Annotated in this window: 22 protein-coding genes; 17 read left to right on the forward strand and 5 right to left on the reverse strand. The window is 59.8% G+C overall.

The annotated features are described in order from the left end of the window. Positions 1-10 precede the first annotated feature (10 nt). Both ACQ4N7_RS13270 and ACQ4N7_RS13275 read left to right on the forward strand, forming a co-directional pair. Positions 11-667 carry a pentapeptide repeat-containing protein gene (locus ACQ4N7_RS13270; protein ID WP_430711980.1) on the forward strand — a complete coding sequence of 219 codons (657 nt, stop codon included), beginning with the start codon at positions 11-13 and terminating at the stop codon, positions 665-667. 93 nt (positions 668-760) lie between these two features. Then, positions 761-1,168: a hypothetical protein gene (locus ACQ4N7_RS13275; RefSeq protein WP_430711981.1), complete on the forward strand. Its 408-nt coding sequence runs from the start codon at positions 761-763 to the stop codon at positions 1,166-1,168. A 41-nt stretch (positions 1,169-1,209) separates the two neighbouring features. Here ACQ4N7_RS13275 and ACQ4N7_RS13280 read toward each other — a convergent pair whose 3' ends face one another. Next, complete coding sequence (locus ACQ4N7_RS13280; RefSeq protein ID WP_430711982.1) at positions 1,210-1,875, reverse strand: Pr6Pr family membrane protein; 666 nt, start codon at positions 1,873-1,875, stop codon at positions 1,210-1,212. A gap of 353 nt (positions 1,876-2,228) precedes the next feature. Here ACQ4N7_RS13280 and ACQ4N7_RS13285 point away from each other — a divergent pair, with 353 nt between their 5' ends. From ACQ4N7_RS13285 to ACQ4N7_RS13295, 3 genes are read left to right on the forward strand one after another with little or no spacing between them, the layout of a single operon-like run. Further along, on the forward strand, positions 2,229-3,938 hold the full coding sequence (locus ACQ4N7_RS13285) for a DUF3352 domain-containing protein (RefSeq protein ID WP_430711983.1): 1,710 nt from the start codon (positions 2,229-2,231) through the stop codon (positions 3,936-3,938). Positions 3,939-3,943: 5 nt separating this feature from the next. Beyond that, the gene (locus ACQ4N7_RS13290; protein WP_430711984.1) at positions 3,944-5,056 is read left to right on the forward strand and encodes a glycerate kinase; all 1,113 of its coding nucleotides are present in this window, start codon (positions 3,944-3,946) and stop codon (positions 5,054-5,056) included. 53 nt (positions 5,057-5,109) lie between these two features. Continuing rightward, on the forward strand, positions 5,110-5,436 hold the full coding sequence (locus ACQ4N7_RS13295) for an STAS domain-containing protein (RefSeq protein WP_430711985.1): 327 nt from the start codon (positions 5,110-5,112) through the stop codon (positions 5,434-5,436). Positions 5,437-5,538: 102 nt separating this feature from the next. Here ACQ4N7_RS13295 and ACQ4N7_RS13300 read toward each other — a convergent pair whose 3' ends face one another. Beyond that, positions 5,539-6,672 carry a SpoIIE family protein phosphatase gene (locus ACQ4N7_RS13300; RefSeq protein ID WP_430711986.1) on the reverse strand — a complete coding sequence of 378 codons (1,134 nt, stop codon included), beginning with the start codon at positions 6,670-6,672 and terminating at the stop codon, positions 5,539-5,541. A gap of 503 nt (positions 6,673-7,175) precedes the next feature. Between ACQ4N7_RS13300 and ACQ4N7_RS13305 the strand changes: the two genes are divergently transcribed. Both ACQ4N7_RS13305 and ACQ4N7_RS13310 read left to right on the forward strand, forming a co-directional pair. Next, entirely contained in the window at positions 7,176-7,661 is a 486-nt protein-coding gene (locus ACQ4N7_RS13305; protein ID WP_430712006.1) for a cupin domain-containing protein, read from the forward strand. A gap of 45 nt (positions 7,662-7,706) precedes the next feature. Beyond that, a complete protein-coding gene (locus tag ACQ4N7_RS13310) occupies positions 7,707-9,467 on the forward strand; it encodes a CocE/NonD family hydrolase (RefSeq protein WP_430711987.1) in 1,761 nt (586 codons plus the stop codon). Between the two features lie 473 nt (positions 9,468-9,940). Here ACQ4N7_RS13310 and ACQ4N7_RS13315 read toward each other — a convergent pair whose 3' ends face one another. Further along, positions 9,941-11,692, reverse strand: a complete 1,752-nt coding sequence (locus ACQ4N7_RS13315; protein ID WP_430711988.1) for an Rqc2 family fibronectin-binding protein — start codon at positions 11,690-11,692, stop codon at positions 9,941-9,943. Between the two features lie 337 nt (positions 11,693-12,029). On the opposite strand from ACQ4N7_RS13315, the gene remA reads away from it, so the two are divergent. The 4 genes from remA (at position 12,030) to metK (ending at position 14,911) form a co-directional block, all read left to right on the forward strand. Beyond that, positions 12,030-12,293 (forward strand): extracellular matrix/biofilm regulator RemA, encoded by a 264-nt coding sequence (remA, locus tag ACQ4N7_RS13320; RefSeq protein WP_017298145.1) that lies wholly within the window; start codon positions 12,030-12,032, stop codon positions 12,291-12,293. Between the two features lie 166 nt (positions 12,294-12,459). Beyond that, positions 12,460-13,068 carry a Uma2 family endonuclease gene (locus ACQ4N7_RS13325; RefSeq protein ID WP_430711989.1) on the forward strand — a complete coding sequence of 203 codons (609 nt, stop codon included), beginning with the start codon at positions 12,460-12,462 and terminating at the stop codon, positions 13,066-13,068. Positions 13,069-13,168: 100 nt separating this feature from the next. Next, positions 13,169-13,615: a SufE family protein gene (locus ACQ4N7_RS13330; RefSeq protein ID WP_430711990.1), complete on the forward strand. Its 447-nt coding sequence runs from the start codon at positions 13,169-13,171 to the stop codon at positions 13,613-13,615. Positions 13,616-13,756: 141 nt separating this feature from the next. After that, positions 13,757-14,911 (forward strand): methionine adenosyltransferase, encoded by a 1,155-nt coding sequence (gene metK / locus ACQ4N7_RS13335; RefSeq protein WP_430711991.1) that lies wholly within the window; start codon positions 13,757-13,759, stop codon positions 14,909-14,911. Between the two features lie 72 nt (positions 14,912-14,983). On the opposite strand, the gene ACQ4N7_RS13340 is transcribed toward metK, so the two are convergent. Together ACQ4N7_RS13340 and pgl are read right to left on the reverse strand one after the other, a co-directional pair. Then, complete coding sequence (locus ACQ4N7_RS13340) at positions 14,984-15,445, reverse strand: FHA domain-containing protein (RefSeq protein ID WP_430711992.1); 462 nt, start codon at positions 15,443-15,445, stop codon at positions 14,984-14,986. A gap of 182 nt (positions 15,446-15,627) precedes the next feature. Beyond that, positions 15,628-16,383 carry a 6-phosphogluconolactonase gene (gene pgl, locus ACQ4N7_RS13345; protein ID WP_430711993.1) on the reverse strand — a complete coding sequence of 252 codons (756 nt, stop codon included), beginning with the start codon at positions 16,381-16,383 and terminating at the stop codon, positions 15,628-15,630. Between the two features lie 390 nt (positions 16,384-16,773). Here pgl and ureA point away from each other — a divergent pair, with 390 nt between their 5' ends. The 6 genes from ureA (at position 16,774) to ACQ4N7_RS13375 (ending at position 20,605) form a co-directional block, all read left to right on the forward strand. Then, positions 16,774-17,076: an urease subunit gamma gene (ureA, locus tag ACQ4N7_RS13350; RefSeq protein WP_106870073.1), complete on the forward strand. Its 303-nt coding sequence runs from the start codon at positions 16,774-16,776 to the stop codon at positions 17,074-17,076. An 8-nt stretch (positions 17,077-17,084) separates the two neighbouring features. Beyond that, complete coding sequence (locus ACQ4N7_RS13355) at positions 17,085-18,146, forward strand: S41 family peptidase (protein WP_430711994.1); 1,062 nt, start codon at positions 17,085-17,087, stop codon at positions 18,144-18,146. Then, positions 18,143-18,448 carry an urease subunit beta gene (locus tag ACQ4N7_RS13360; RefSeq protein ID WP_430711995.1) on the forward strand — a complete coding sequence of 102 codons (306 nt, stop codon included), beginning with the start codon at positions 18,143-18,145 and terminating at the stop codon, positions 18,446-18,448. Before ACQ4N7_RS13355 ends, ACQ4N7_RS13360 begins: the two co-directional genes overlap by 4 nt. 90 nt (positions 18,449-18,538) lie before the next feature. After that, on the forward strand, positions 18,539-18,838 hold the full coding sequence (locus ACQ4N7_RS13365) for a DUF2281 domain-containing protein (RefSeq protein WP_430711996.1): 300 nt from the start codon (positions 18,539-18,541) through the stop codon (positions 18,836-18,838). After that, positions 18,828-19,175 (forward strand): type II toxin-antitoxin system PemK/MazF family toxin, encoded by a 348-nt coding sequence (locus tag ACQ4N7_RS13370; protein ID WP_430711997.1) that lies wholly within the window; start codon positions 18,828-18,830, stop codon positions 19,173-19,175. The genes ACQ4N7_RS13365 and ACQ4N7_RS13370 overlap by 11 nt, the downstream gene beginning before the upstream one ends. A 41-nt stretch (positions 19,176-19,216) precedes the next feature. Then, positions 19,217-20,605: an alkaline phosphatase family protein gene (locus ACQ4N7_RS13375; RefSeq protein WP_430711998.1), complete on the forward strand. Its 1,389-nt coding sequence runs from the start codon at positions 19,217-19,219 to the stop codon at positions 20,603-20,605. Positions 20,606-20,874 lie beyond the last annotated feature (269 nt).

Raw genomic sequence — 20,874 nt, forward strand, 5'->3', positions numbered from 1 at the left:
CCCTGTAACCGTGACCCCTGTGCCTAGCGACTCTGTAGATATTGCCGCCCTGCGATCGGGCCAGCTCCGTCACCTGGCCGGGGCCAATCTAGAAGACGAAGACCTCTCTGGCGCTGATTTGGCGGGCGTCCAGCTGGCCGGGGCCAGCCTGGTCGGCACCGACCTGAGCCGCGCCTCCCTCGCCAAGGCTCACCTGGAAGGCGCGAACCTGATGGGGGCGAGCCTGGTGGGTACCGACCTGCGGGCCAACCTGTGGGGAGCCAATCTGATGCAGTGCGACCTCACCGGAGCCGACCTGCGCGGCGCTAACCTGCGTGGCGCTAACTTGATGGGAGCTCGCCTGGCTGGGGTGAGCCTGGCCGGGGCATTCTTAAGCGGCTGCAACCTGATGGGGGTAAACCTGCAGGGGGTTGATCTGCGCGGTGCCGACCTGCGGGGGGCTAACCTCAGCGATACTAACCTCAAGGGAGCCGATCTCTCTCAGACCGACCTGCAGGGGGCGCGGCTAGACAACGCCAATTTAGAAGAAGCCGACCTGCGCCAGGCTAACCTGTCGGGAGCAACGCTGGGCGGGGCCAACCTGCTCTGCGCCGACCTCACGGGTACCCAGTTCGATGGCGTCAGCCTCAGCGGAGCCTGCCTGATTGGCACCCGCTTAGACAAGTAGGTTGCGGGCTGGAGCAGCGATCGGGGTAGCTACCCAGTTAGACTGGTATCGTCGCTATCGAATCTCCATTGCCCTAAAACCTCCGCTGTGCCCATGATCTCTAGCTTTGGCATTCGGGTTGCGATCGCCCTACCCGCAGGGGCAGCCGTGCTTGCGATCGCGGTCGCCTGCCAGCCAGTGTCCTCCTCAAACAGCGGTGCGAGCGAAAAAATTGCCTTTGACCTCAGCACGTTCGATGAAAACGGCCTCTACGGTCCGCCCAACGGCAAGCGATCGCTCGACTATGAATTCTGCATTCCCGTGGGCGACGCCTACGCCCAGGCCGTAGGTGCGATTGACCCTTCGGTGCAGCTATTTCCCCAGAGTCGGGGCCGGATTGACTGCGGTGAGGGTGAGGTATTGGCAATCGGCAACACCAATCAGGCCGACTACGACACCATTTTGATCGAGTTGGCCAACCTCGACTACATCGAGCGCATTCAGCCAGTGGACTGGGAGTAGTCGTCAACCAGGAAAAAGCCCAGCATCGAGCTGGTTTGACCTCAACCGAGCCGGAAGAAGCGGCGGGAGCGCCGATCTAGCCGTCCCAGCAGAATCAGGGCCAGACAAAGGAGGCCAAAGACCGCTAAAATCGCCGCTGAGTTGACCAGCACGCGGGGGTAGCCCAGGGCAATAACATCGATGAACGGGTAGGGATAGCGGCCTCGAATCGCGCCCAGACCCAGGGCGTAGACGGCGTAGCCCAGGGGATAGGCCATCCAGCGAGCGATCGCGGTAGGGTGCAGAGCCTGCTTGGGTACGGCCCACCACCAGTAGACCCAAAACAGCGGCGGCATGACGTAGTGCAGCAGCACATCGGCGAGCCACTGCAGCCCCTGGGGCTCCCAAATGTGGCGCAAGATTAAAAAATAAACGCTGCCCACCACGATAATGCTGGCGGTGATGGCTGTGACCACGCCCGGTCGGCGAAAGAATGCCAGCCAGGCGGGAGCGGTCGAGTCGGGGAGCGCCCCGGCGGTGAGCGCGATCGCCACCAGTCCGTTCGTCAAAATGGTGAAATAGCTGAAGTAGGCCACAACGCCGCCCAGTACGCCGTTGCCGTTGGCTATGCCCAGCTGCACCGAGAGGTAAAACTGCGCCGCCAGCGCCAACCAGCCGACTGAAGCTGAGAGGGCGGCAAACCGCTTGAGGCCAGAGGAGTGCGTCATAGTCAGTATCAAAAAGCCAATATCAAAACGTCAGTATCAAAACGCTGGATAACGAGAGTTAATCTTAGCGGCAGGTACGGGTAGCCCATCGGTCTTTTCTAACGCTAACTATAGCATTCGGCGGAATTTGGCCCAAAATACTCTTACAGGCGCAGACAGGGGCGATCGCAGCCGCCGCCGTTTCTCCTTCTTCCCCGAGTCATCCCTGGAGTTCTGAAGGTTTACATTGTTTAATTTCTAAACAGCCCGCTGGCATCGGAGGAGTTACGGGTCTCGTAGGGCCATACACTAAGAAGAATTAGTCAGCGCAGCCGTGGTGCTGCGGGTGTTTTGGGGTTTCAAGCGTGAGGTCAATGAAGTTTCGCTCCTTTATTCGTCCCCTCGCCATTGCCGCCGGGCTGGTGCTGGTGCTGGGTTTGGGCCTGCTGGGCCGTCTCACCCTCAATACCCCGCTGTACCTGATTGAGCGCGGCGGTCAGGCCCAGCCGCTGGCGCTGCAGTTTGTGCCCAAACAGGCCACGGTGGTGGCCTCGGTGCTGGTGCGCCCCGATCGCCTCGCCAGCCTTTGGGACTATTTGGCGGCTCCCCGCCTGCGCCAGCAGACGCACCGCGACCAAGAACTGATTGAGCAGGCGCTGTTGGCCAACACCGGCCTCAGCTACAGCCGCGACATTCAGCCCTGGCTGGGAGAAGAGGTAACCGCCGCCCTGGTCACCCCCGATCTCGATCAGGATGCCACCAACGGCACGACCCCCGGCTACCTGGTGGCGCTGGCCTGTAACGACAGCGCCGCTGCCCAGGCGGCCCTGGAGCTGTACTGGCAAAACCGCGCGATCGCAGGCGACGCCCTCACCTTTGAAGACTTTTCGGGCAACCGCCTGATCTATGCCCAGCGAGGCGTACAGCGGTTTCCTGGCGAAGAAACGGCCCAGCTTGCTACCACCCTGGTAGCCAACCGCTATGTGCTGGCGGCCAACCATCCCGATGTGCTGCGTCAGGCGCTCACCGCCGCCCAGTCGAGCGATCTCAACCTTCAGGCCGATCGCCGCTACAAGATCGCCCTGAAAGAGCTGCCCCAGTCTCGGGTTGGGCTGCTGGCCCTCAACCTGCCCGCCGTCGATCGCTGGCTACACCCCGATCGAGACGCCACCGTGAGCCTGAACCAGCTAGAGGCCGCCGACGATGAAGTGGGCTGGGGGCTGATGTCGTGGCAGCTCACCCGCCAGGGGCTGGTGGGCCACACCGCCCTCCTCGCGGCCCAAGGGCACCGGCTGCATCCCCAGCGGGCGACAGCGCTCGATTGGCAGGCGATCGCGCCCTACCTGCCCGACTCGCTAGCGGTGACGGCGGTAGGCTCTGATTTAACGGCCCTGAGCCAGCGCCTAAAGCCGCTGCTGGCCCTGACGGCTCGGGCAGAGAACGCGACTACACCCCTGGCTCGCACTATGGATGGGGCTTTAGGTTCGGGAGCCGCCGACCTGTTGCAGCGCGGCGTTGATCGCGCCTACGGCGTGGGGCTAGCGGCCTTGGGCACGGCCTCCCCTGACTGGCTGATTATTGCCCCCCAAACCACGACTCTGGCCGAAACCCTGGAGCATTTGGACGAGCTGGCGCGGCAGCAGGGCTTGGGTACTGGAGCCCTCGACTTGAGGGGAACTCCGGCGATCGCCTGGACTCGTCTTACTCTCCCCCCAACCCGAGTTCCCCGGCCCTTGCAGGTGGTCGCCGAGGTGGCTGGGCTACGTGCCGAGGTCGACCAGTACGAGGTGCTGGCGGCGTCTCCCGCTACCCTCGATACCGTGCTTCACCCCGCCGACCAGCCCCGCCAGCAGCCAGCCTGGTGGCAGCAGGTGGCGCAGCTGCCTGGCCCCAGCAATGGCTATGTGCATATTGACTGGGCTCAGGTGCAGACGGCTTTGGTCGCACAGCTACCCCAGTGGCGGCTGTGGGGCACGGCAGCCCAACCAGCGCTCAAACATCTGCAAGAGATTACGCTGGTCAGCGGCGATCGCAGTGATGTCATGCAGACCGGCAGCATTTTGGTTCAGCTCAGCAACCAGTAACGGCTATGGTAGATTCGGCAGATTCGGTGATGAACGTTGTGCCCGGCAATTTTGATATTGCCGCCCTGCTGGCTACCCACCTGGCGGGTACCCCCCTCGACGAGGCCCAGATTCAGCTGCTGCTGGCGTGGGAACTGACTGACCCTCGCCGGGCCGCCGCCTGGGGCATTACCTCTGCCAATGGCACAGACAAACTGCAAGAGCGCCTGAACTGGCTGCACAGGCTGGTGCCCCACCACACAGCCTTGCCCCTGCCCCCAGCCCCAATAGACCAGTACCTGAGCCTGTACTGGCAGCTGTGGCTGCCCCTGGCGCTCACCCTCAAGCAGGCCCGCGACGAGCTCAATGCGCCGCTCATTCAGGGGGTGCTGGGCGGACAGGGCACCGGCAAAACCACTCTCACTCTGATTTTGCAGCACCTGCTGGGAGTAATGGGCTACCGGGCGGTGGGCCTCTCCATCGATGACATTTATAAGACCTACCGCGATCGCCAGCAGCTCATTCAGAGCGACCCCCGGCTGCGCTGGCGAGGACCACCGGGCACCCACGATATCGACCTGGGGCTTGCTACGCTGGCCCACATTCGTTCAGCCCAGGCGGGGGAAGCGGTAGCCCTGCCCCGCTTTGATAAATCTCTGCACGGTGGCGAAGGCGATCGCACCGACCCCGAATGGGTGCAAAATGTCGATATTCTGCTGTTTGAGGGCTGGTTTTTGGGAGCGCGCCCCATCGACCCCAGCTGTTTTGATCGGCCCCCCTCCCCCATCGTTACCGAGGCAGACCGTCAGTTTGCCCGCGATATGAACGCGCAGCTGGCCACCTACCTGCCCCTGTGGGACTGCCTCGATCGCCTGATGGTGCTCTGCCCGGCCGACTACCGCCTCAGCAAGCAGTGGCGCAAAGACGCCGAGCACCAGATGAAAGCCCAGGGCAAAGCGGGCATGAGCGATGCCACCATCGACGAATTTGTCGACTATTTTTGGCGAGCGCTGCATCCAGAGCTGTTTATCGCTCCGCTCAAGCAGGACGGCGAACACGTTAACCTGGTAGTAGAAATTGACCGCGATCGCACGCCCAGAGCGATTTATTCTCCGGCTTTAGCTATGGCTGAGGCGTAGAGATATGAGTTAGCTGTTAAGCAAGTTTTTAGTTTAGGATAGTGACTTTTATTATGAGCGCTAACGTTCAAGTTATTGAGCCTGCCGGTATTTTAGACAGCACTAAAGCCGAAGAGTTTCGTCAGTCAGTAGAAGACCTGCTGCAAAACGGAGCCGAAATTATTTTAGTCGACCTTAAAGATATTACGTTTATCGACAGCTCGGGCCTGGGCACGCTGGTTGTGCTGCTCAAAAAGATTCGAGGGCTAAACCGCACCCTTTGCATTTGCTCGATGAATGACCAGGTCAAGATGCTGTTTGAACTCACCAGCATGGATCGCGTCTTTGAAATTTACGAAAACCGACAGGCCTTTGAAGCAGCCAAGCTCCAAGTGTCTTAATTCGTTTTGAAGCATCACGCATGGTTGGCGTTTAGAGCGCCAGGCTGCGGGTTGCACAAATTACAACCATAGCCAAGCCTATGGTTTTGCTGCCACAGAACGCTAGTCGAGGCTGACCATCATCAGCGACATATCGTCGCTGGCAATTTCTCCCGCCTGACGCTTAATGACCGCATTGAGAATGTGGTCAACGCTTTTTTCGCGCTTGGCCAGGGCCAGCAGCTCGACAAAGGCGTCGAGGCCGAGGTACTTTTGATTGCTTTGCAGCACCTCGTAGAGGCCGTCGCTGAACAGGTAGAGGCTGCTGTTGGGGGGCAGCTGACAGCGCTGCCACTGGTACTTGGCGTCGGGCAGCATGCCCACGGGCATACCGGGGGTGCGCAGGCGGGTGGTCGTCACCTGCTGGTCGCCGTCGATCGACACCAGCACCGCCGGTGGATGACCCGCGCTGGCGTAGAGTAGCTGGCGATTGGCACAGTTGAGCACGCCGTACCAGATGGTGAAGTATTTTTGGTTCTGGTCGCTCATCTGAAAGGTTTCGTTGAGGGCTCGCAGCACCTTTTCGGGGCGGTAGAAACTCACGTCGGGCAGCGACTGCGATCGCAGCACATTCAGCACCGAGGTTGACAGCAGCGCCGACCCCAGCCCGTGCCCCGACACATCGAGCAGGTACACGACCAGGTAGTCGGGGTCGAGCCAGTAGTAGTCGTAGCAGTCGCCACCGAGCTGCTGAGAGGGCAAAAACCGCGACTGAATCGGCACCCGACCGGTTTGATCGTTGGGCAAGAGCGATCGCACGTAGCCCTCAGCCTCGGCCATTTCGGCCTCCATGCGCTGCTTTTGCTGGCGCAGATCCTGAGTCAGCTGGTAAATGCGCAACCCCGCCCGCACCCGCGCATTGAGCTCGTTGATATCGACCGGCTTTGAGAGTAAGTCGTCGGCCCCCATCTCCAACCCCTTGACCCGATCGGCGGTGCTGTAGCGGGCCGTCAGCAGCAGCAGCGAGGTAATTGAGAGCACCGGGTGGTGCTTGAGCGCCTGACAAATTGCCAGCCCGCCAATGTCGCCCGGAATATTCCAGTCGCAGATGATCACCCCCGGCTGCAGCTTTTCGGCCAGGGTTAGCCCCTCGGCTCCGCTGCGGGCCGTGGTCACGCTGTAGCCCTGCTGTTTGAGGGCGCTGACCAAAAACTGCTCCGTAGCGGCATCGTGCTCAATGATGAGGATGTCGATCATGCTGCGCTGTGGCTTGAGGGGTTAATCGTAAAACCGCCAGAGTATAGAGGGGGCAGATGGCGGCGGAAATCGACACGGGGTTTAATCACAACCCTGCGATCGCCGCTGAGCGGTATACACAGGTTTAGCGTAACCCTAAACCACGTTGTCAAGAAGCTTCATGAAGAACCTATGCAACTATGCAGCCTGACTACACGGCAGGAGTTCTGGTTGAACCTTACGGAGTACCTCTCAACAGGCCCAGGACGTGCCATCCATTCTGGCCTGACAACGGCTGGCCTGACGGCTAAGACATCAGCGCTGCCATGCCCCACCCAGCTAACAGACGGAGGACTGACCCCTTCTAGCTATGACCAACAACTGATGACGCCCCTGGTCAGCCAGGCAACTTTTTATGAAAGGTACAGTGAGCTACTGTGATCGCCGTGGGACTCTGTAAGCATAGTCAAGCCCGAACCGTTAGGTCGACCTTTATGGACACTCTGGTTATGGACGCTCCTGTAATGGATACGGTGGCTTGCTCGTTGCCCACGAGCTGCGTGGTACCCGTTTATAAATCGCCTAAAGACTATCAGGCCTACCGCATTAGCCCCGGCGACTCCAACCGTTTGGCCCTGGTGTTTGACCCCACCATTGCCGATATGTCGCTCACCTACTGCGTCGAAATTTTTGATGTCGGCGGCAAAACGCCCCCCAACCGCCACCAGGTCGCCGTCGAAATGTTCTTTGTGCTCAAGGGCGAGGGCCGCGCCACCTGCGACGGCAAAACGGTGGCTATTCAAGCGGGAGACAGCATTTTGGTGCCCCCCAACGGCGTCCACGTCGTTGAAAATACCGGCCCCTGTCGGCTCTATACCCTGTGCATTATGGTGCCCAACGAAGACTTTGCGGAGCTGATTCGCAGCGGCACTCCTGTCACGCTCGACGACGAAGACCTGGCCGTGCTGGGGCGGCACGACAGGCCCCAGCCCATATCTCTCGCCCAGTAGGGTGGGCAATGCCCACCTGTCTCCCACTACACAAATCATTGACCCTTGCCTACGCCCCATGCCCCCGGCCCCTACCCCGTTGCGCCCAAGCAAACGCTCAGGCTGAAATTAGCCTCTCCCCAGCTTGAGGGAACAGCCGCAGGGCAACACCCCGCCGCCGTATACCTTGACGCCGATGTGTATTACCCCGTGGGAGAGGGGCCGTTTCCAGTGCTGCTGATGCGGCAGCCCTACGGACGCGCGATCGCCTCAACGGTGGTCTATGCCCACCCCAGCTGGTACGCCAGCCACGGCTATATCGTGGTGATTCAGGACGTGCGGGGGCGGGGCAGCTCCGGCGGCGAGTTTGACCTGTTTCGCCATGAGGCTGCCGACGGCTACGCCACGGTGCGGTGGGCGGCGGCCCTGCCCCAGAGCAGCGGTGCGGTGGGCATGTACGGCTTTTCGTACCAGGGTATGACGCAGCTGTATGCGGCAGCGCAGAAACCGCCTGCCCTGAGGGCGATCGCCCCTGCGATGGTGGGCTACGACCTCTACGCCGACTGGGCCTACGAGAACGGTGCCCTGCCTTTGCAAATTGGCCTGGGCTGGGCAATTCAAATCGCCGCCGAAACCGCTCGTTTAGCGCAAGATGAAACGGCCTACCAGGCCCTACGCCAGGCGGCGATCGCCCTGCCACTGGGGGATGCTGTTCCCGCTCGGCCCCAGGTGTTCAAGACCTACGCCCCCGACTCGTTTTTTCACCAGTGGCTCGACCATCCCCAGCCCGATGACTACTGGCAAGCGCTGCAGCCCGATTTAACCGGGGTAGAGTTGCCGATGCTGCACATTGGCGGCTGGTACGACCCCTACCTGCGCGGCGACCTGCGCCTGTACCAGCAGATGGTGGCGCAGAGCCAGGCCCCCCAGGCTCTTTGGATTGGCCCCTGGGGACATTTGCCCTGGGGCCGCCGGGTGGGCGCTGTCGATTTTGGCCCTGAGGCCGATAGCCCGATAGATCATCTGCAAATTCGCTGGTTCGACCGTTTTCTCAAGGATCGGTCTGCCGAGACTGGCTCTGAACCATCGGTCCAGCTGTTTGTGATGGGAGCAAATCAGTGGCAGGGGCGCGATCGCTGGCCAACCGACTCAGGCCAATCCTTCTACCTCACCAGCACCGGCCTGGCCGGACTGCGCTGGGACGACGGCATGCTCACCCCCAATTTATTTCAGCCAGCAACCCAAACAAAAGGCCAGCCTCAGCCTCAAGATAGGCCTCAGCAAGACGTGATTGTACACGACCCCTGGCGACCAGTGCCCTCTTTGGGAGGTCACTGCGGCCTGCCCCCCGGCCCCTTCGATCGGGCAACCCTCGACAGCCGCACCGACGTTCTTACCTATACAACCGCAGCGCTGACGGAAGAACTGACGCTGCTTGGTACCCCCACCGCCCTGCTCTACTGCCACGCCGATGCCCCTAGCTTCGACCTCAGCGTGGTGCTGTCTGAGGTGTATGCCGATGGCCGAGTGATGAATCTCACCCAGGGCCACTGCCGAGTTGATCGCCCCGATCCGGCTCCCGCTCCCCAGGCCGTCATGCTGCCCCTACAGCCTACCGCCTGCGCCCTGGCTCCTGGTCATCGGCTGCGGCTGAGCGTGGCGGCGGCCTGCTTTCCGGCCTATGCGGTCAATGGCGGCACCGGGGCAGGCTATGGCGATCGCCCTCAAATGGAGCATCGCGTGATCACCCTCACGATCGCCCACGGCACCCCCTACCCCTCCTGCATCCAACTGCCGAGGGATGCACAGGCAGAGCGCGATCGCTAGATTTACAGATATCGCGATCGCCCAGCTAGCTCAGGCCCGACCTGGCGAAGGCGCTGCCTTAGCCAACCCCTCACTGAGGCAAACGCTGCGTTCAAAACGTAAAGAATAAAAAAAGTCGGCCCCCTAGGGAAGCCGACTCAGGTGATACTAAATATCTAACGTTGTTCTCTCAATTCGGAAGAAACCACCAAAAACTCAGCACTTTTGGCAGCGCTAGAGACTGGATAATTTTTCCGGTGGAGGGCTCTCATCTCCTCCGTTTCTCATTGTAACAACAAGTACAGATTTTCATTAACACAATCTCTACTAATTGTGTGTTGATTCGATAACTTAAGCTGATGAGCAAATGTACTCAGCAATTTCTCGGATTCTCGGCCAGAGTCCCGGATTTGCCCTGAAATCTTTTTGATGAATCTTTGGGACCGCGATACACCCCTGTTGGAATCAAGCATCGCGGCCAATAGCGCTATGGCTTAAACCAACTCCAGAGGCTGAGCCGCCTGGGTCTGCTCTACCCGACGCGGCTGCCCCCAGAGCACGGTTTCGTGCTTGTAGATCACCATGCCAGGGCGAGCGCCCTTGGGTTTGTAGACATGCCTGGGCTGGGTGTAGATCACGGGTACTTGATCGGCCTGGCGGGCGCGGCTGAAGTAGGCAGCCAGGTCGGCCACATAGTGCAGATCGCGATCGCTCGGTACGTCCCCCGCCCCCAGGCGCAGCAGCACATGGCTGCCCGGAATTTCTTGGGTGTGAAACCAGAGGTCATAGTCGGTAGCCACGGTGGAGATCAGCAGATCGTTTTGGCGGTTGTTGCGGCCCACCAGCACGGGCAAACCGTCGGGCGTTTGCAGCTGACGAAAGCCCTCATCACTCGCCTTGCGCTCGCTGGGGCGATAGTCGGGCGAGGTCATGTAGCCCTGCTGAATCAGCTCGTTGCGAATGTCGATCAGCGCTTCCAAATCGGCTGGCTCGTCGTAGGTAGAAATTTGGCTCAGGGCCGCCTCCACCTGCTCTAAGTAGGCCAATTCTGCCTGCACCTCCTGCAAGAGCGGCACTACGGCATCTTTGGCGCGCTTTAGCTTTTGGTGCTGCTTGTAGAGGCGCTGAGCCTGCTGAATGGCGGTTTTATCGGGGTCAATGGCCAGGGTGATAGGCTCGCCGGTTTCAAAATCATCCACGGTAATCTGGGTTACGCCAGGCTGCCACTGGTAGCTGTAGGTCATTAGCAGGTCGGCCTGCTGGCGATACTGGTCGGCCTGGGCCGACTGGTCGAGGCGCTGCTCAAAGGTGCTGGCCTTTTGCCGCAGTTTGTCGAGCACGCCCCTGAGCTTTTGCTGAATCTGGTTTTGGATGCGATCGAACTGCTGTAGGTTCAGCTCGCGGCGGTAGTACTGGTTCAGCAGGGAGTGCACATCGGCGACGGGCGCTATCCCCTCCCAGTCGAGCACCGTATAGCCGCCCTCAGCCCAGCCGGGGAAAAACTCACCCTTCTCCAAACAGAGCAGCCAGCGCTGCCACACCTCAAACAGGCGATCCCAGTCGGATTGGGTGAGAATGTCGGCGGGCTGGTCGGGGGCGAGGTGGGCGGCGGCCAGCAGCGATCGCACCAGCGAAGAACTCAAGCCCCCATAGCTCTGCATCAGCATTTTTTTGAGCGTTGAGGGCACCAGCGTCACCCGCTCCTGCCAGGCGGCCTGAGATTCTTGCCGACTCGGCAGCGTGTTCATGATCGCCGGCGGCAGCACGTAGGGGTCGCCGGTTTGAATGGGCCGCACCCGCGACTGCTGATCGCTCACCTGGTGGGCAGCGGTGACGATCTGGTTTTGGGCATTGGCCAGAATCACGTTGCTGTACTTGCCCATAATTTCGACATACAGGTGCCACTGGGGCGGGTCGCCAGGGCGGGGGCCAAACTGCAAATCGATCGCCCGCTCCCAGGGGGCCACCGGGGCGATCGCCACCAGCGCCATCTGGTTCAACTGGTGCTTGAGCTGCTGACTAAAGGTAAACGTGTCTTGCCCCTTGGGAGGAGCGTCGCCCAGGTGCAGCCGCGCCGCCTGGGGGTGCCACGATATCGTCAGCCAGCGGCGGCGATCGAGGGTGCGCAGGGCCAGCGCCAGGGTGGTGGTATCGAGCTGCACCACCGTCTCGCAGCGGGCCGGTACCCAATCGGCCCGCAGGCTGTGGCACAAAGCCATCAAAGTCGTAAAGTCAACGGGCTGCACAGTAGCATTCTCCGGGCGAGACAGACAGAAAGGGCAGATGATGATCTCTGCCTACAGATACAGGCGAGTAGCGGTTTAAAGCGCCAAGAACTCCCGATCGAGGGTTCTTAGCGCCGAAAGGTGTAGCCCAGGGAACGAAAACGCCAGAAAACTGAAATTTCGCCTGAAATTAACCCTCAGCGCTAGAGGGATTCGTTAGTATGGCAGATAAGGTGATTTGAGCCTGATCTCGGCCCAAATGCAGCGCCTTGTGCCAAAAAAGCCTTGGGTTTTCTGGCCGATCGGGGCGAATCCTGACATTAACACCAGAACTTCCCGTTATCGCTCCTTTTATATTATGGACATCAAGCTGATCAATATTGGCTTTGGCAACATCGTATCGGCCAATCGGGTGATTGCCATCGTTAGCCCCGAGTCTGCCCCCATCAAGCGCATCATTTCCGACGCCCGCGAGCGCGGGCAGCTAGTCGATGCTACCTACGGTCGCCGCACCCGCGCCGTTATTATCACCGACTCAGGCCACACCATTTTGTCGGCCATTCAGCCCGAAACCGTAGCCCACCGCTTCGTCAGCGGCAAAGACAGCGACGGCAAAGCGTAGGTAGAGTAGGTCGATAGATGTTGATCCAAAAACCGTGAATAAGCGATCTGGTAGCTAGTTAAAAACCTTGATGTACCGTAGGTTGGGCAATGCCCACCAGCCTAGAATCCAGGTATTCGGATAGGCTCTAGGTGGGTAGTAGCCTCAATCAGTTCAACAAACGCCCATGATTGCTGCACTGGACAAAGTCCCCATAACTTTTGACGAATTCGTGGCGTGGTACCCAGAAAATTCGGAGTATCGCTACGAACTGCGGCGGGGGGTGGTGGTCGAGATGCCCAAACCAAGGGGAAAGCACTCTAAGCTAGCAGGCGATCTGGCCTTTGAACTGGGTACCGCCCTCCGCAGCGCTAACCAGCCCTATTTCATTCCCAAAGAATGTGTCATCAAGCTCTCAAACGACATCGGCTATGAGCCCGATATTGTTGTTTTAGATGAAACAGAAATCGCCAACGAACCCCGATGGGAGCGAGAGTCGGTAGTTACTAGAGGTCAGTCGATTAAATTAGTGGTGGAGGTCGTGTCTACTAACTGGCGGGACGACTATCTCCTCAAACTGGCCGACTACGAAGCCTTTGACATTCAAGAATACTGGATTGTGGATTACCTGGGGCTAGGCGGACGACGCTACATCGGTTCACCGAAGCAGCCCACCTTTACCCTGTGCCACCTGGTGGATGGGGAGTTTGAGCTACAGCAGTTTCGAAGCAGCGAACCCATCGTTTCTCCCACGTTTCCGGAGCTATCGCTAACTGTAGACCAGGTATTCGGTTAGCGCTGGTGTGGATAATTGAGAACACCTCCTCATCTCCCCTATCCCCTCACCGCCCTACACCGCTTGGTAGACTACTAGCAGGTCGTTACCCTACCTCCCCATGCCCGCCGATCGCCCCGAGTCTATCGAAAAAATTGTGGCCCGCTTTCAAAAGGCCGCTGATCCTAAGCGGCGCTACGAGCAGCTGCTGTGGTTTGCCAAAAAGCTCGACCCGCTGCCCGATGAGTACAAAACTGCTGAAAACAAGGTGCCGGGCTGCGTCTCGCAGGTATTTGTCGTCGCCGACTTAGTTGATGGTCAGGTGGTTTACCAGGCCGACTCCGATGCCCAGATTACTAAGGGGCTGGTGGCGCTGCTGATCAAAGCCCTCAACGGCCTCAGCCCCGCCGAAATTGTCGCGCTCAGCCCCGATTTTATTAAAGACACCCAGCTCGACGTCAGCCTGACGCCATCACGGGCCAACGGCTTCTACAACATTTTTAAGACCATGCAGCAAAAAGCTCAGGCCCTAGCCAACGGAACCGCACCCGGAGCTGTGATCAGCTAGCCAACTCAGAAGACAACGCGATCATTCCGCTTGCCGCCCGACTAACCCAGCGCTCTAGCTAAACTTTGATAAACTTTGGAATGCGAATCAGCCCCGGCTGACTCCGCTCCTATTCCTATTGCTACTGGTTGGGCCTATTCCATGAGCGAGTACAGCATTTTTACCTCCGAGTCGGTGTCTGAGGGCCATCCCGACAAAATGGCCGATCAGATCTCTGACGCCGTGTTAGACGCCATTCTCAAAGAAGACCTCAACGCTCGGGTGGCGGTCGAGACCCTGGTCAAAACGGGCATGGCCGTGATTGCGGGTGAGGTGCGCACCAACACCTACGTTGATCTCGAAGACATCGTTCGCAACGTCATTCTGGGCATTGGCTACGACAGCTCCGATGTGGGGTTTGACGGGGCCTCTTGCGCGGTGCTCAATGCGATCGGTAAGCAGTCGTCAGACATTGCCATAGGTGTCGATGTCGCAACCGATAAAGATCTGGGGGCGGGCGACCAGGGGCTGATGTTTGGCTATGCCACCAGCGAAACCGATACGCTCATGCCTGCGCCGATCTACTACTCGCACCGATTGGTAGAGCGGCAGGCCCATCTGCGCAAGCACGGCGTGCTGCCCTGGCTGCGCCCCGACGCCAAGAGCCAGGTGACCCTGCGCTACGAAAACCTGAAGCCCGTGGCGGTCGAAGCCGTGGTGCTCTCCACCCAGCATGACCCCGATATTTCCCAGGCCGACATTCGCGAAGCGGTAATGGAGGAAATCATTAAGCCGGTGCTGCCCAACGAGTGGCTCCACGCCGATACCCAGTACCACATTAACCCTACGGGGCAGTTTATTATTGGCGGCCCCGTGGGCGACTGCGGCTTGACCGGACGCAAAATTATTGTCGATACCTACGGCGGTATGGCCCGCCACGGCGGCGGTGCTTTCTCGGGCAAAGACCCCACCAAGGTGGATCGCTCAGCGGCCTACGCTGGCCGCTACGTGGCCAAAAATATTGTGGCGGCGGGCCTGGCCGATCGCTGCGAAATTCAGGTGTCCTACGCGATTGGGGTAGCCAAACCCACTTCGATTTCGATCAACACCTTTGGCACGGGCAAGATTGCCGATGGCGCGATCGCCGACCTGGTGGGCAAGCACTTTGACCTCAGGCCCCAGGGGCTCATCGACATGCTCGATCTGCGCCGCCCCATCTACCAGCAGACCGCTGCCTACGGCCACTTTGGCCGCGAACTGCCTGACTTTACCTGGGAGAAAACCGACAAGGCCGACTTGCTGAAGGCTGCCCTCTAGCCCAAGTTGACGACCAGGCCCTGTGAGCGATCGCAGGGCTTGTTTTTTTATAAACGTGCGCACCCCAAGCGCTCACTCGCTGTCGGGCTCGTCTTCGGGATTGATAACCGTAGTCTGGTGAGATAGCCCCTCTGCACCATCGCCGGGTTCGCTGTGGGTGCCGTGCTCAAGCTCCTTAGCTTCTTCGATTCGGCGACGGTGCATCAACAGTTCTTTGAGGGGGTCGCGCTTTTCTTCCGAGACGTGGATTTGAATATTGGGCCCCGATCGCGCCAGGCGAATGACAATACCGTCTTCTACCGGCACTTCGGTAATGCGGCGACCCTCCAGGTAGGTGCCGTTGGTGCCAATGCTCTTGACGGCCCAGCCGTTGTCGGTACGGTGAATCTCGACGTGGTGACGCGAGACAACAGCGCTGTAGAGAACCACATTGTTATCGGTCGAGCGACCAATGCAAATCACAGGTTCTTGGTCAAAAGACCAGCTTTGAACCGGCGTTTTGTGGAGAGGGTGCAACAGCGAAAGGGTAATCACATTACTCAATCAAAAACGATCCCTGTAGGTTTCAATCATAGAAGAGTCTGGCAGACCCCGACCTACTTTTAGACCCAGCCGCCACCGCCGCCAGATAGGGGAATCCACTGCCTAGATAATAGTCTAGGTTGAGGGCAATTTAGAGGGGGAGTGCAGCCCCTATTTAGTCCTTCATGCTGGGTTTAAGAGGGCGGTGTGGATCCCAAATTTAGATCGCCTACGGCCTGGCGATCGAGCAGCCAGCGCAGTTCACCCTGGGGCCGCACTAGCCGTGAGGGATAGGCCTGGTCGTCGCCCTCGGCGGCAAACACCTGGGCCAGGGCGGCCTGCTTATCGGCCCCCGCCACTAAAAATAAGACCTGGCGGCTGTGGTTGATCAGCGGCGCAGTAAAGGTAATGCGGGAATCATCGCCTTTGTTGCCTACGGTGACCAGACGATCCTCTACCGCCAGCGCCGCCGTGTGGGGAAATAGCGAGGCAGTATGGCCGTCGTCGCCCATGCCCAGCAAGATCAGGTCAAACTCGGGGATCTGGTCGGGCGAGGTGCCCTGAAGGCCGCCAAACATCGATTTCACCATCGCTTCGTAGAGGCTAGCCGAGGCGGCTGGGTCGCCCTCCAGGGTGGGCGTCACCAGAATGTGGTCGGGGGGAATGGGCACTCGATCGAGCCAGGCCGCTTTGGCCATACCGGCATTGCTGTCGGGGTGGTCGATGGGCACGTAGCGCTCGTCGCCCCAAAAGATGTAGAGCTTTTCCCAGGGCAGGTCCTGCTCGGCCAGGCCGGCATAGAGGGGCTTGGGGGTACTGCCCCCGGCCAGGGCCAGGGTGCAGTAGTCGTGGTCGGCGACAGCATTGCGAATGGCGTCGGTCACCAGGGTTAAGGCCCGCTGCACCAGGGCAGGCTTGTCGGGCAGAATCTCAAGCAGGGGGGCAGTCATAGGGAAAAGGCGGTTTCGCAGGGCTTTTCATAGAGCAGACTAGCTCAGTTCTGCCGCCAATCACAGCGGCTTAAGCTTTACTTTCAAAGCAACGTCCCATGACGCTGACGCGCCACTCCAAACGATGAAAACACCTCAAGCCGATCCCTGAGCGGAGTCGTTTGTCCTGTGGACAGGCTTCGCCAACGCGCTAGCGTCTCCCGTAGGGAGAAAGGGAACGGGCTTTCTCCCCACGGGAGACGTCTAACGAACGACTCCGCTCAGCCCTCGGTTGTTTGCAGGGCAAAGAGCCTTATGTTCAATCTTTGGTTGACAAGCCGCTCAAAACCTTGAAAGCTTACGGTTAGCCCCGTTTCTGCCGCTGGTGCCCCGTCATTCTTACCTTCGCCCATGCAACTGACTCCCCAGGAAAAAGATAAGCTGCTGATTTTTACCGCTGCCCTGGTGGCCGAGCGCCGCAAAGACCGGGGCCTGAAGCTCAACCACCCCGAAGCCGTGGCCTACATCTCTGCCGCTATTCTAGAGGGGGCGCGCGACGGGCGCACCGTAGCTGAACTGATGAGCTACGGCACCACCCTGCTCAGCCGGGCCGACGTTATGGATGGGGTAGCTGAGATGATCCACGACGTGCAGGTGGAGGCCACCTTCCCCGACGGCACCAAGCTCGTCACCGTTCACGAACCCATTCGGTAGGGCCACCTATGGCAATGTCTGCCTCTAACCCGCCCCAGGATCTTTCGCTGGACACCGCCGATCGCGAGGCCGTACTGAGCGCGCTGGTGGCCCAGCTCGATGCCTACGTCTTTCCTGAGGTGGCGGAAAAAATTCAGCACGACATTGAGCAGCGCTTGGAGGCGGGGGGCTACGGCGACGTTACTGGCGCTCAGCAGCTGGCCGATACGCTGACGGCTCAGCTGCAGGAAATGAGCGGCGATCGCAACCTGCGCCTGCACTTTAGCCCCGTACCGCTGCCCCATATAGAACCGGAAGCCGCGCCCAATCCTCAGGAGCTGGAGCGCCAGCACCAGGCCAGCCGCCGCCGCAACTTCGACATCAACCGGGTCGAGCGCCTGCCGGGGAACGTGGGCTATATACAGCTGTTTAGCTTTGAGCCGCCGGAGTTTGCGGGAGAATCGCTGGCGGCGGCGATGACCCTGGTGGCCCACACCGACGCCCTGATCTTTGACCTGCGCCACAACCAGGGCGGCTCTCCGGCCACGGTGGCACTGCTGTGCAGCTACCTGTTTCCGGCCCACCCGCCCGTTCACCTCAATGACCTGTACTGGAGCGAAACCGACGAAACCCACCAGTGGTGGACAGTGCCCTACGTGCCGGGGCAGCGCTACCTCGACAAGCCGGTCTTTGCCCTCACCAGCCCCGAGACGTTTTCGGCGGCGGAGGAGTTTGCCTACAACCTACAGGTGCTGAAGCGCGGGGCGGTGGTGGGCGAAACCACGCGCGGCGGGGCCAACCCAGGGCGCGGCTTTCGGCTGCACGACCATTTTTGGGTGTTTATGCCCACGGGGCAGGCGATCAACCCCGTCACCGGCAAAAACTGGGATGGCACAGGAGTCATTCCCAACGTGAAAGTGCCAATGGAAACTGCTCTGGATACCGCCCATCTGATGGCCCTTAACCACCTGCTAGAGGCCGGGGCCGAGGGCATCGCCCGCCGCGAACTAGAAGAAGCCCTGCCGCGAGTCGAGCGATCGCTCCAACAGGCCCGCCAAAATCTAATTGCCAACCTAGGAGGCCCCCTATGATTCCCGGAGAACTGCTGCCCGCTGAGGGCGAGATCGAGCTCAATGCGGGTAAGCCCACGGTAACGCTGACGGTGGCTAACACGGGCGATCGCCCCATTCAGGTCGGCTCCCACTTCCATTTTTTTGAGGTGAACGCGGCCCTCAGCTTCGATCGCGACTCAGCCCGAGGTATGCGGCTCGATATCCCTGCTGGTACCGCCGTGCGCTTTGAACCGGGCGACGAGCGCGACGTGACCCTGGTGCCTTTGGCCGGGGAGCGCCGGGTCTACGGGTTCAACGCCCAGATCGAAGGGGCACTGTAGCCAGTCATGAGCGAAAGCACCCGTCTCGACGATCCCCTCACTCAGGGTAAGCTGGTTTAAGCTAAAAGCATCTACGCCCAGAAACCCGCGATGCAAAGCATAGCTAGCCTCGAGCAAACCCTCCTCGACCACCTGCGGCAACTCCCCCCCGACAAGCAGCAGGAAGTCCTCCACTTCGCCGAATTTTTGCGCCAGAAGCTGCTCTCGCCGTCCAAACCCGCTTCCGGGCTATCTCTGCAAGATCTGGCTAGCCTTCCCTTATCTCAACGTCACCAGGCATTGGCTCCATTTATTGCCGACATGGCCGAGGATTTCAAAACTGATCCGGCACTGACCGAGTTTTCGGCTCTAGATAGCGAAGACTGGGAGTTTCCTGATGATGAGCCCTAGTCGGGGGGAAATTTGGCTGGTAGACCTTGATCCCACCCGTGGACAGGAAATTCAGAAAACCCGCCCCGTCGTTGTGATCAGCAGCAATCTCTTTGCCCCCATTCCCCTTCGCATTGTCATCCCCATTACTACCTGGCAAGACAGGTTCGACAGTCGGCCATTCATGGTGAGACTCCCCGCCACAGCGGTGAATGGCCTCAGTCGAGACTCCGCCGCCAATGTCTTACAGGTCCGCAGTCTCTCGACCCAACGCTTTGTCAAAAAACTTGGCAAACTGGAACCAAACTGGCTAGCTGAGATTCTAGCTGGCCTAGTCGTCTGTGTCGATTACGAGTAGCACGAGCCAGTCTCAGCGCATCATCGTTATTAAACCTTCCTATGCCCACCCCGCGCCTGCTGATCATTGGCCTCGACTGTATGGCCCCCGACCTGGTGTTTGACCAGTGGCGGCAAGATTTGCCCAATCTGTCGCGGCTGATGGGGTTAGGCAGCTACGGCAGGCTGGAGAGCAGCATTCCCGCCATTACGGTGCCCGCCTGGAGCTGTATGATGACCGGGCGCGACCCCGGCGAACTGGGGATTTATGGGTTTCGCAATCGGCGCGATCGCGACTACCACTCCATGGCGATCTCCGACGGGCGAGCGGTCAAATTTCCGCGCCTGTGGGATATTTTGGGCGAGGCCGGGTGGAACGTGGCAGCCCTCAGCGTGCCGGGTACGTCGCCCCCCTACCCGGTCAACGGCTCGCTAGTCTCTTGCTTTCTTACCCCCGGCACCGACGTGCCCTTCACCCACCCGTCTGAGCTGGGCGAGCAGATTAAAGCCTGGATGCCCGACTTCATGATGGATGTGCCCAATTTTCGCTCTGACGAAAAGGCCCGCATTCTGGAGAACCTGTATGCCCTGTGCGACCAGCGTTTTACCCTGGCTGAGAAGCTGATCGCCCGCGATCGCCCCGACTTCTGCATGCTGGTGGATATGGGCGTCGATCGCATTCACCACGCCTTCTGGAAGCCCATGGACCCGCGCCATCCCCAGTACGAGGCCGGGTCGCCCTTTGCCACCGCCATCCACGACTACTACGTGCATGTGGACCAGCGGGTAGGGGAGCTACTGGCGGTCTGCGACCCCGACACCGCCGTGCTGGTGGTGTCTGACCACGGAGCGCAGCCGCTGATGGGCGGCATCTGCATCAATGAGTGGCTGATTGCCAACGGCTACCTGACGCTGAAGGCAGCCCCCACCGAGGTGCTGCCCTTAGATAAGGCCGAGGTGAACTGGACCCAAACTCAGGTCTGGGGGGCCGGGGGCTACTACGCCCGCATTTTTCTAAACGTAAAGGGGCGCGAACCCCAGGGCACAGTGGCGATGGCTGATTACGAAGCCCTGCGGGACGAGCTGACGGTCAAGCTAGGCCAACTTACAGATCCAGATGGTAATCCTTTGCCTGTCAAAGTCTTTAAGCCCCAGGAGATTTACCAAAAGGTGCGCGGTCGAGCGCCAGATTTAATTGTCTACTTTGATGACCTGGCCTGGCGATCGGTCGGCAGTGTGGGCATTAACAGCCTCTATACCGTCGAGAACGACACCGGCCCCGACGACGCCAACCACGCCCCCCTGGGCCTGATGATTTTCCATGACCCCCAAGCGCCAAAGGGTGGGCTGGTGCTAGAGGGTGCGCAGCTCTACGACCTGGTGCCGACGTTGCTAAACCGCTACGGCATTGACGCGCCAGCGGGGCTGCGGGGGAAGGTTTTGGCTGTCTAATACTGAATCTGGCTCATAAAGCTCCGATCGCGCCGATATTCCGTAGGGAGTCTTGCACTACAGTGCCCCTACCAATCGATTGCAGCGCTAATCCAAAAATCGGGTTAGGGCAACGCTGTAGATGTGGTGGAGCCTTGCGCCTTGCAAAATCGCACGAACTTCGGCACCTGAATCGCGCCAACTTCGGCAGGTGAATCGCATGAACCTCGGCACCTGAATCGCATGAACTTCGGCAGGTCATGACTACCCCATCGGTGGATCTCGATACA

Source organism: Nodosilinea sp. AN01ver1, assembly GCF_050565655.1.
In the GTDB taxonomy this organism is placed as follows: Bacteria; Cyanobacteriota; Cyanobacteriia; order Phormidesmidales; family Phormidesmidaceae; genus Nodosilinea.

What these genes read in the sequence shown, in the direction of transcription:
- ACQ4N7_RS13275 (WP_430711981.1), top strand. Translation starts at nt 761, where the DNA reads ATGATCTCTAGCTTTGGCATTCGGGTTGCGATCGCCCTACCCGCAGGG.
- ACQ4N7_RS13280 (WP_430711982.1), bottom strand. Translation starts at nt 1,875, where the DNA reads ATGACGCACTCCTCTGGCCTCAAGCGGTTTGCCGCCCTCTCAGCTTCA.
- ACQ4N7_RS13285 (WP_430711983.1), top strand. Translation starts at nt 2,229, where the DNA reads ATGAAGTTTCGCTCCTTTATTCGTCCCCTCGCCATTGCCGCCGGGCTG.
- ACQ4N7_RS13290 (WP_430711984.1), top strand. Translation starts at nt 3,944, where the DNA reads ATGGTAGATTCGGCAGATTCGGTGATGAACGTTGTGCCCGGCAATTTT.
- ACQ4N7_RS13295 (WP_430711985.1), top strand. Translation starts at nt 5,110, where the DNA reads ATGAGCGCTAACGTTCAAGTTATTGAGCCTGCCGGTATTTTAGACAGC.
- ACQ4N7_RS13300 (WP_430711986.1), bottom strand. Translation starts at nt 6,672, where the DNA reads ATGATCGACATCCTCATCATTGAGCACGATGCCGCTACGGAGCAGTTT.
- ACQ4N7_RS13305 (WP_430712006.1), top strand. Translation starts at nt 7,176, where the DNA reads ATGGATACGGTGGCTTGCTCGTTGCCCACGAGCTGCGTGGTACCCGTT.
- remA (WP_017298145.1), top strand. Translation starts at nt 12,030, where the DNA reads ATGGACATCAAGCTGATCAATATTGGCTTTGGCAACATCGTATCGGCC.
- ACQ4N7_RS13325 (WP_430711989.1), top strand. Translation starts at nt 12,460, where the DNA reads ATGATTGCTGCACTGGACAAAGTCCCCATAACTTTTGACGAATTCGTG.
- ACQ4N7_RS13330 (WP_430711990.1), top strand. Translation starts at nt 13,169, where the DNA reads ATGCCCGCCGATCGCCCCGAGTCTATCGAAAAAATTGTGGCCCGCTTT.
- metK (WP_430711991.1), top strand. Translation starts at nt 13,757, where the DNA reads ATGAGCGAGTACAGCATTTTTACCTCCGAGTCGGTGTCTGAGGGCCAT.
- pgl (WP_430711993.1), bottom strand. Translation starts at nt 16,383, where the DNA reads ATGACTGCCCCCCTGCTTGAGATTCTGCCCGACAAGCCTGCCCTGGTG.
- ureA (WP_106870073.1), top strand. Translation starts at nt 16,774, where the DNA reads ATGCAACTGACTCCCCAGGAAAAAGATAAGCTGCTGATTTTTACCGCT.
- ACQ4N7_RS13355 (WP_430711994.1), top strand. Translation starts at nt 17,085, where the DNA reads ATGGCAATGTCTGCCTCTAACCCGCCCCAGGATCTTTCGCTGGACACC.
- ACQ4N7_RS13360 (WP_430711995.1), top strand. Translation starts at nt 18,143, where the DNA reads ATGATTCCCGGAGAACTGCTGCCCGCTGAGGGCGAGATCGAGCTCAAT.
- ACQ4N7_RS13365 (WP_430711996.1), top strand. Translation starts at nt 18,539, where the DNA reads ATGCAAAGCATAGCTAGCCTCGAGCAAACCCTCCTCGACCACCTGCGG.
- ACQ4N7_RS13370 (WP_430711997.1), top strand. Translation starts at nt 18,828, where the DNA reads ATGAGCCCTAGTCGGGGGGAAATTTGGCTGGTAGACCTTGATCCCACC.
- ACQ4N7_RS13375 (WP_430711998.1), top strand. Translation starts at nt 19,217, where the DNA reads ATGCCCACCCCGCGCCTGCTGATCATTGGCCTCGACTGTATGGCCCCC.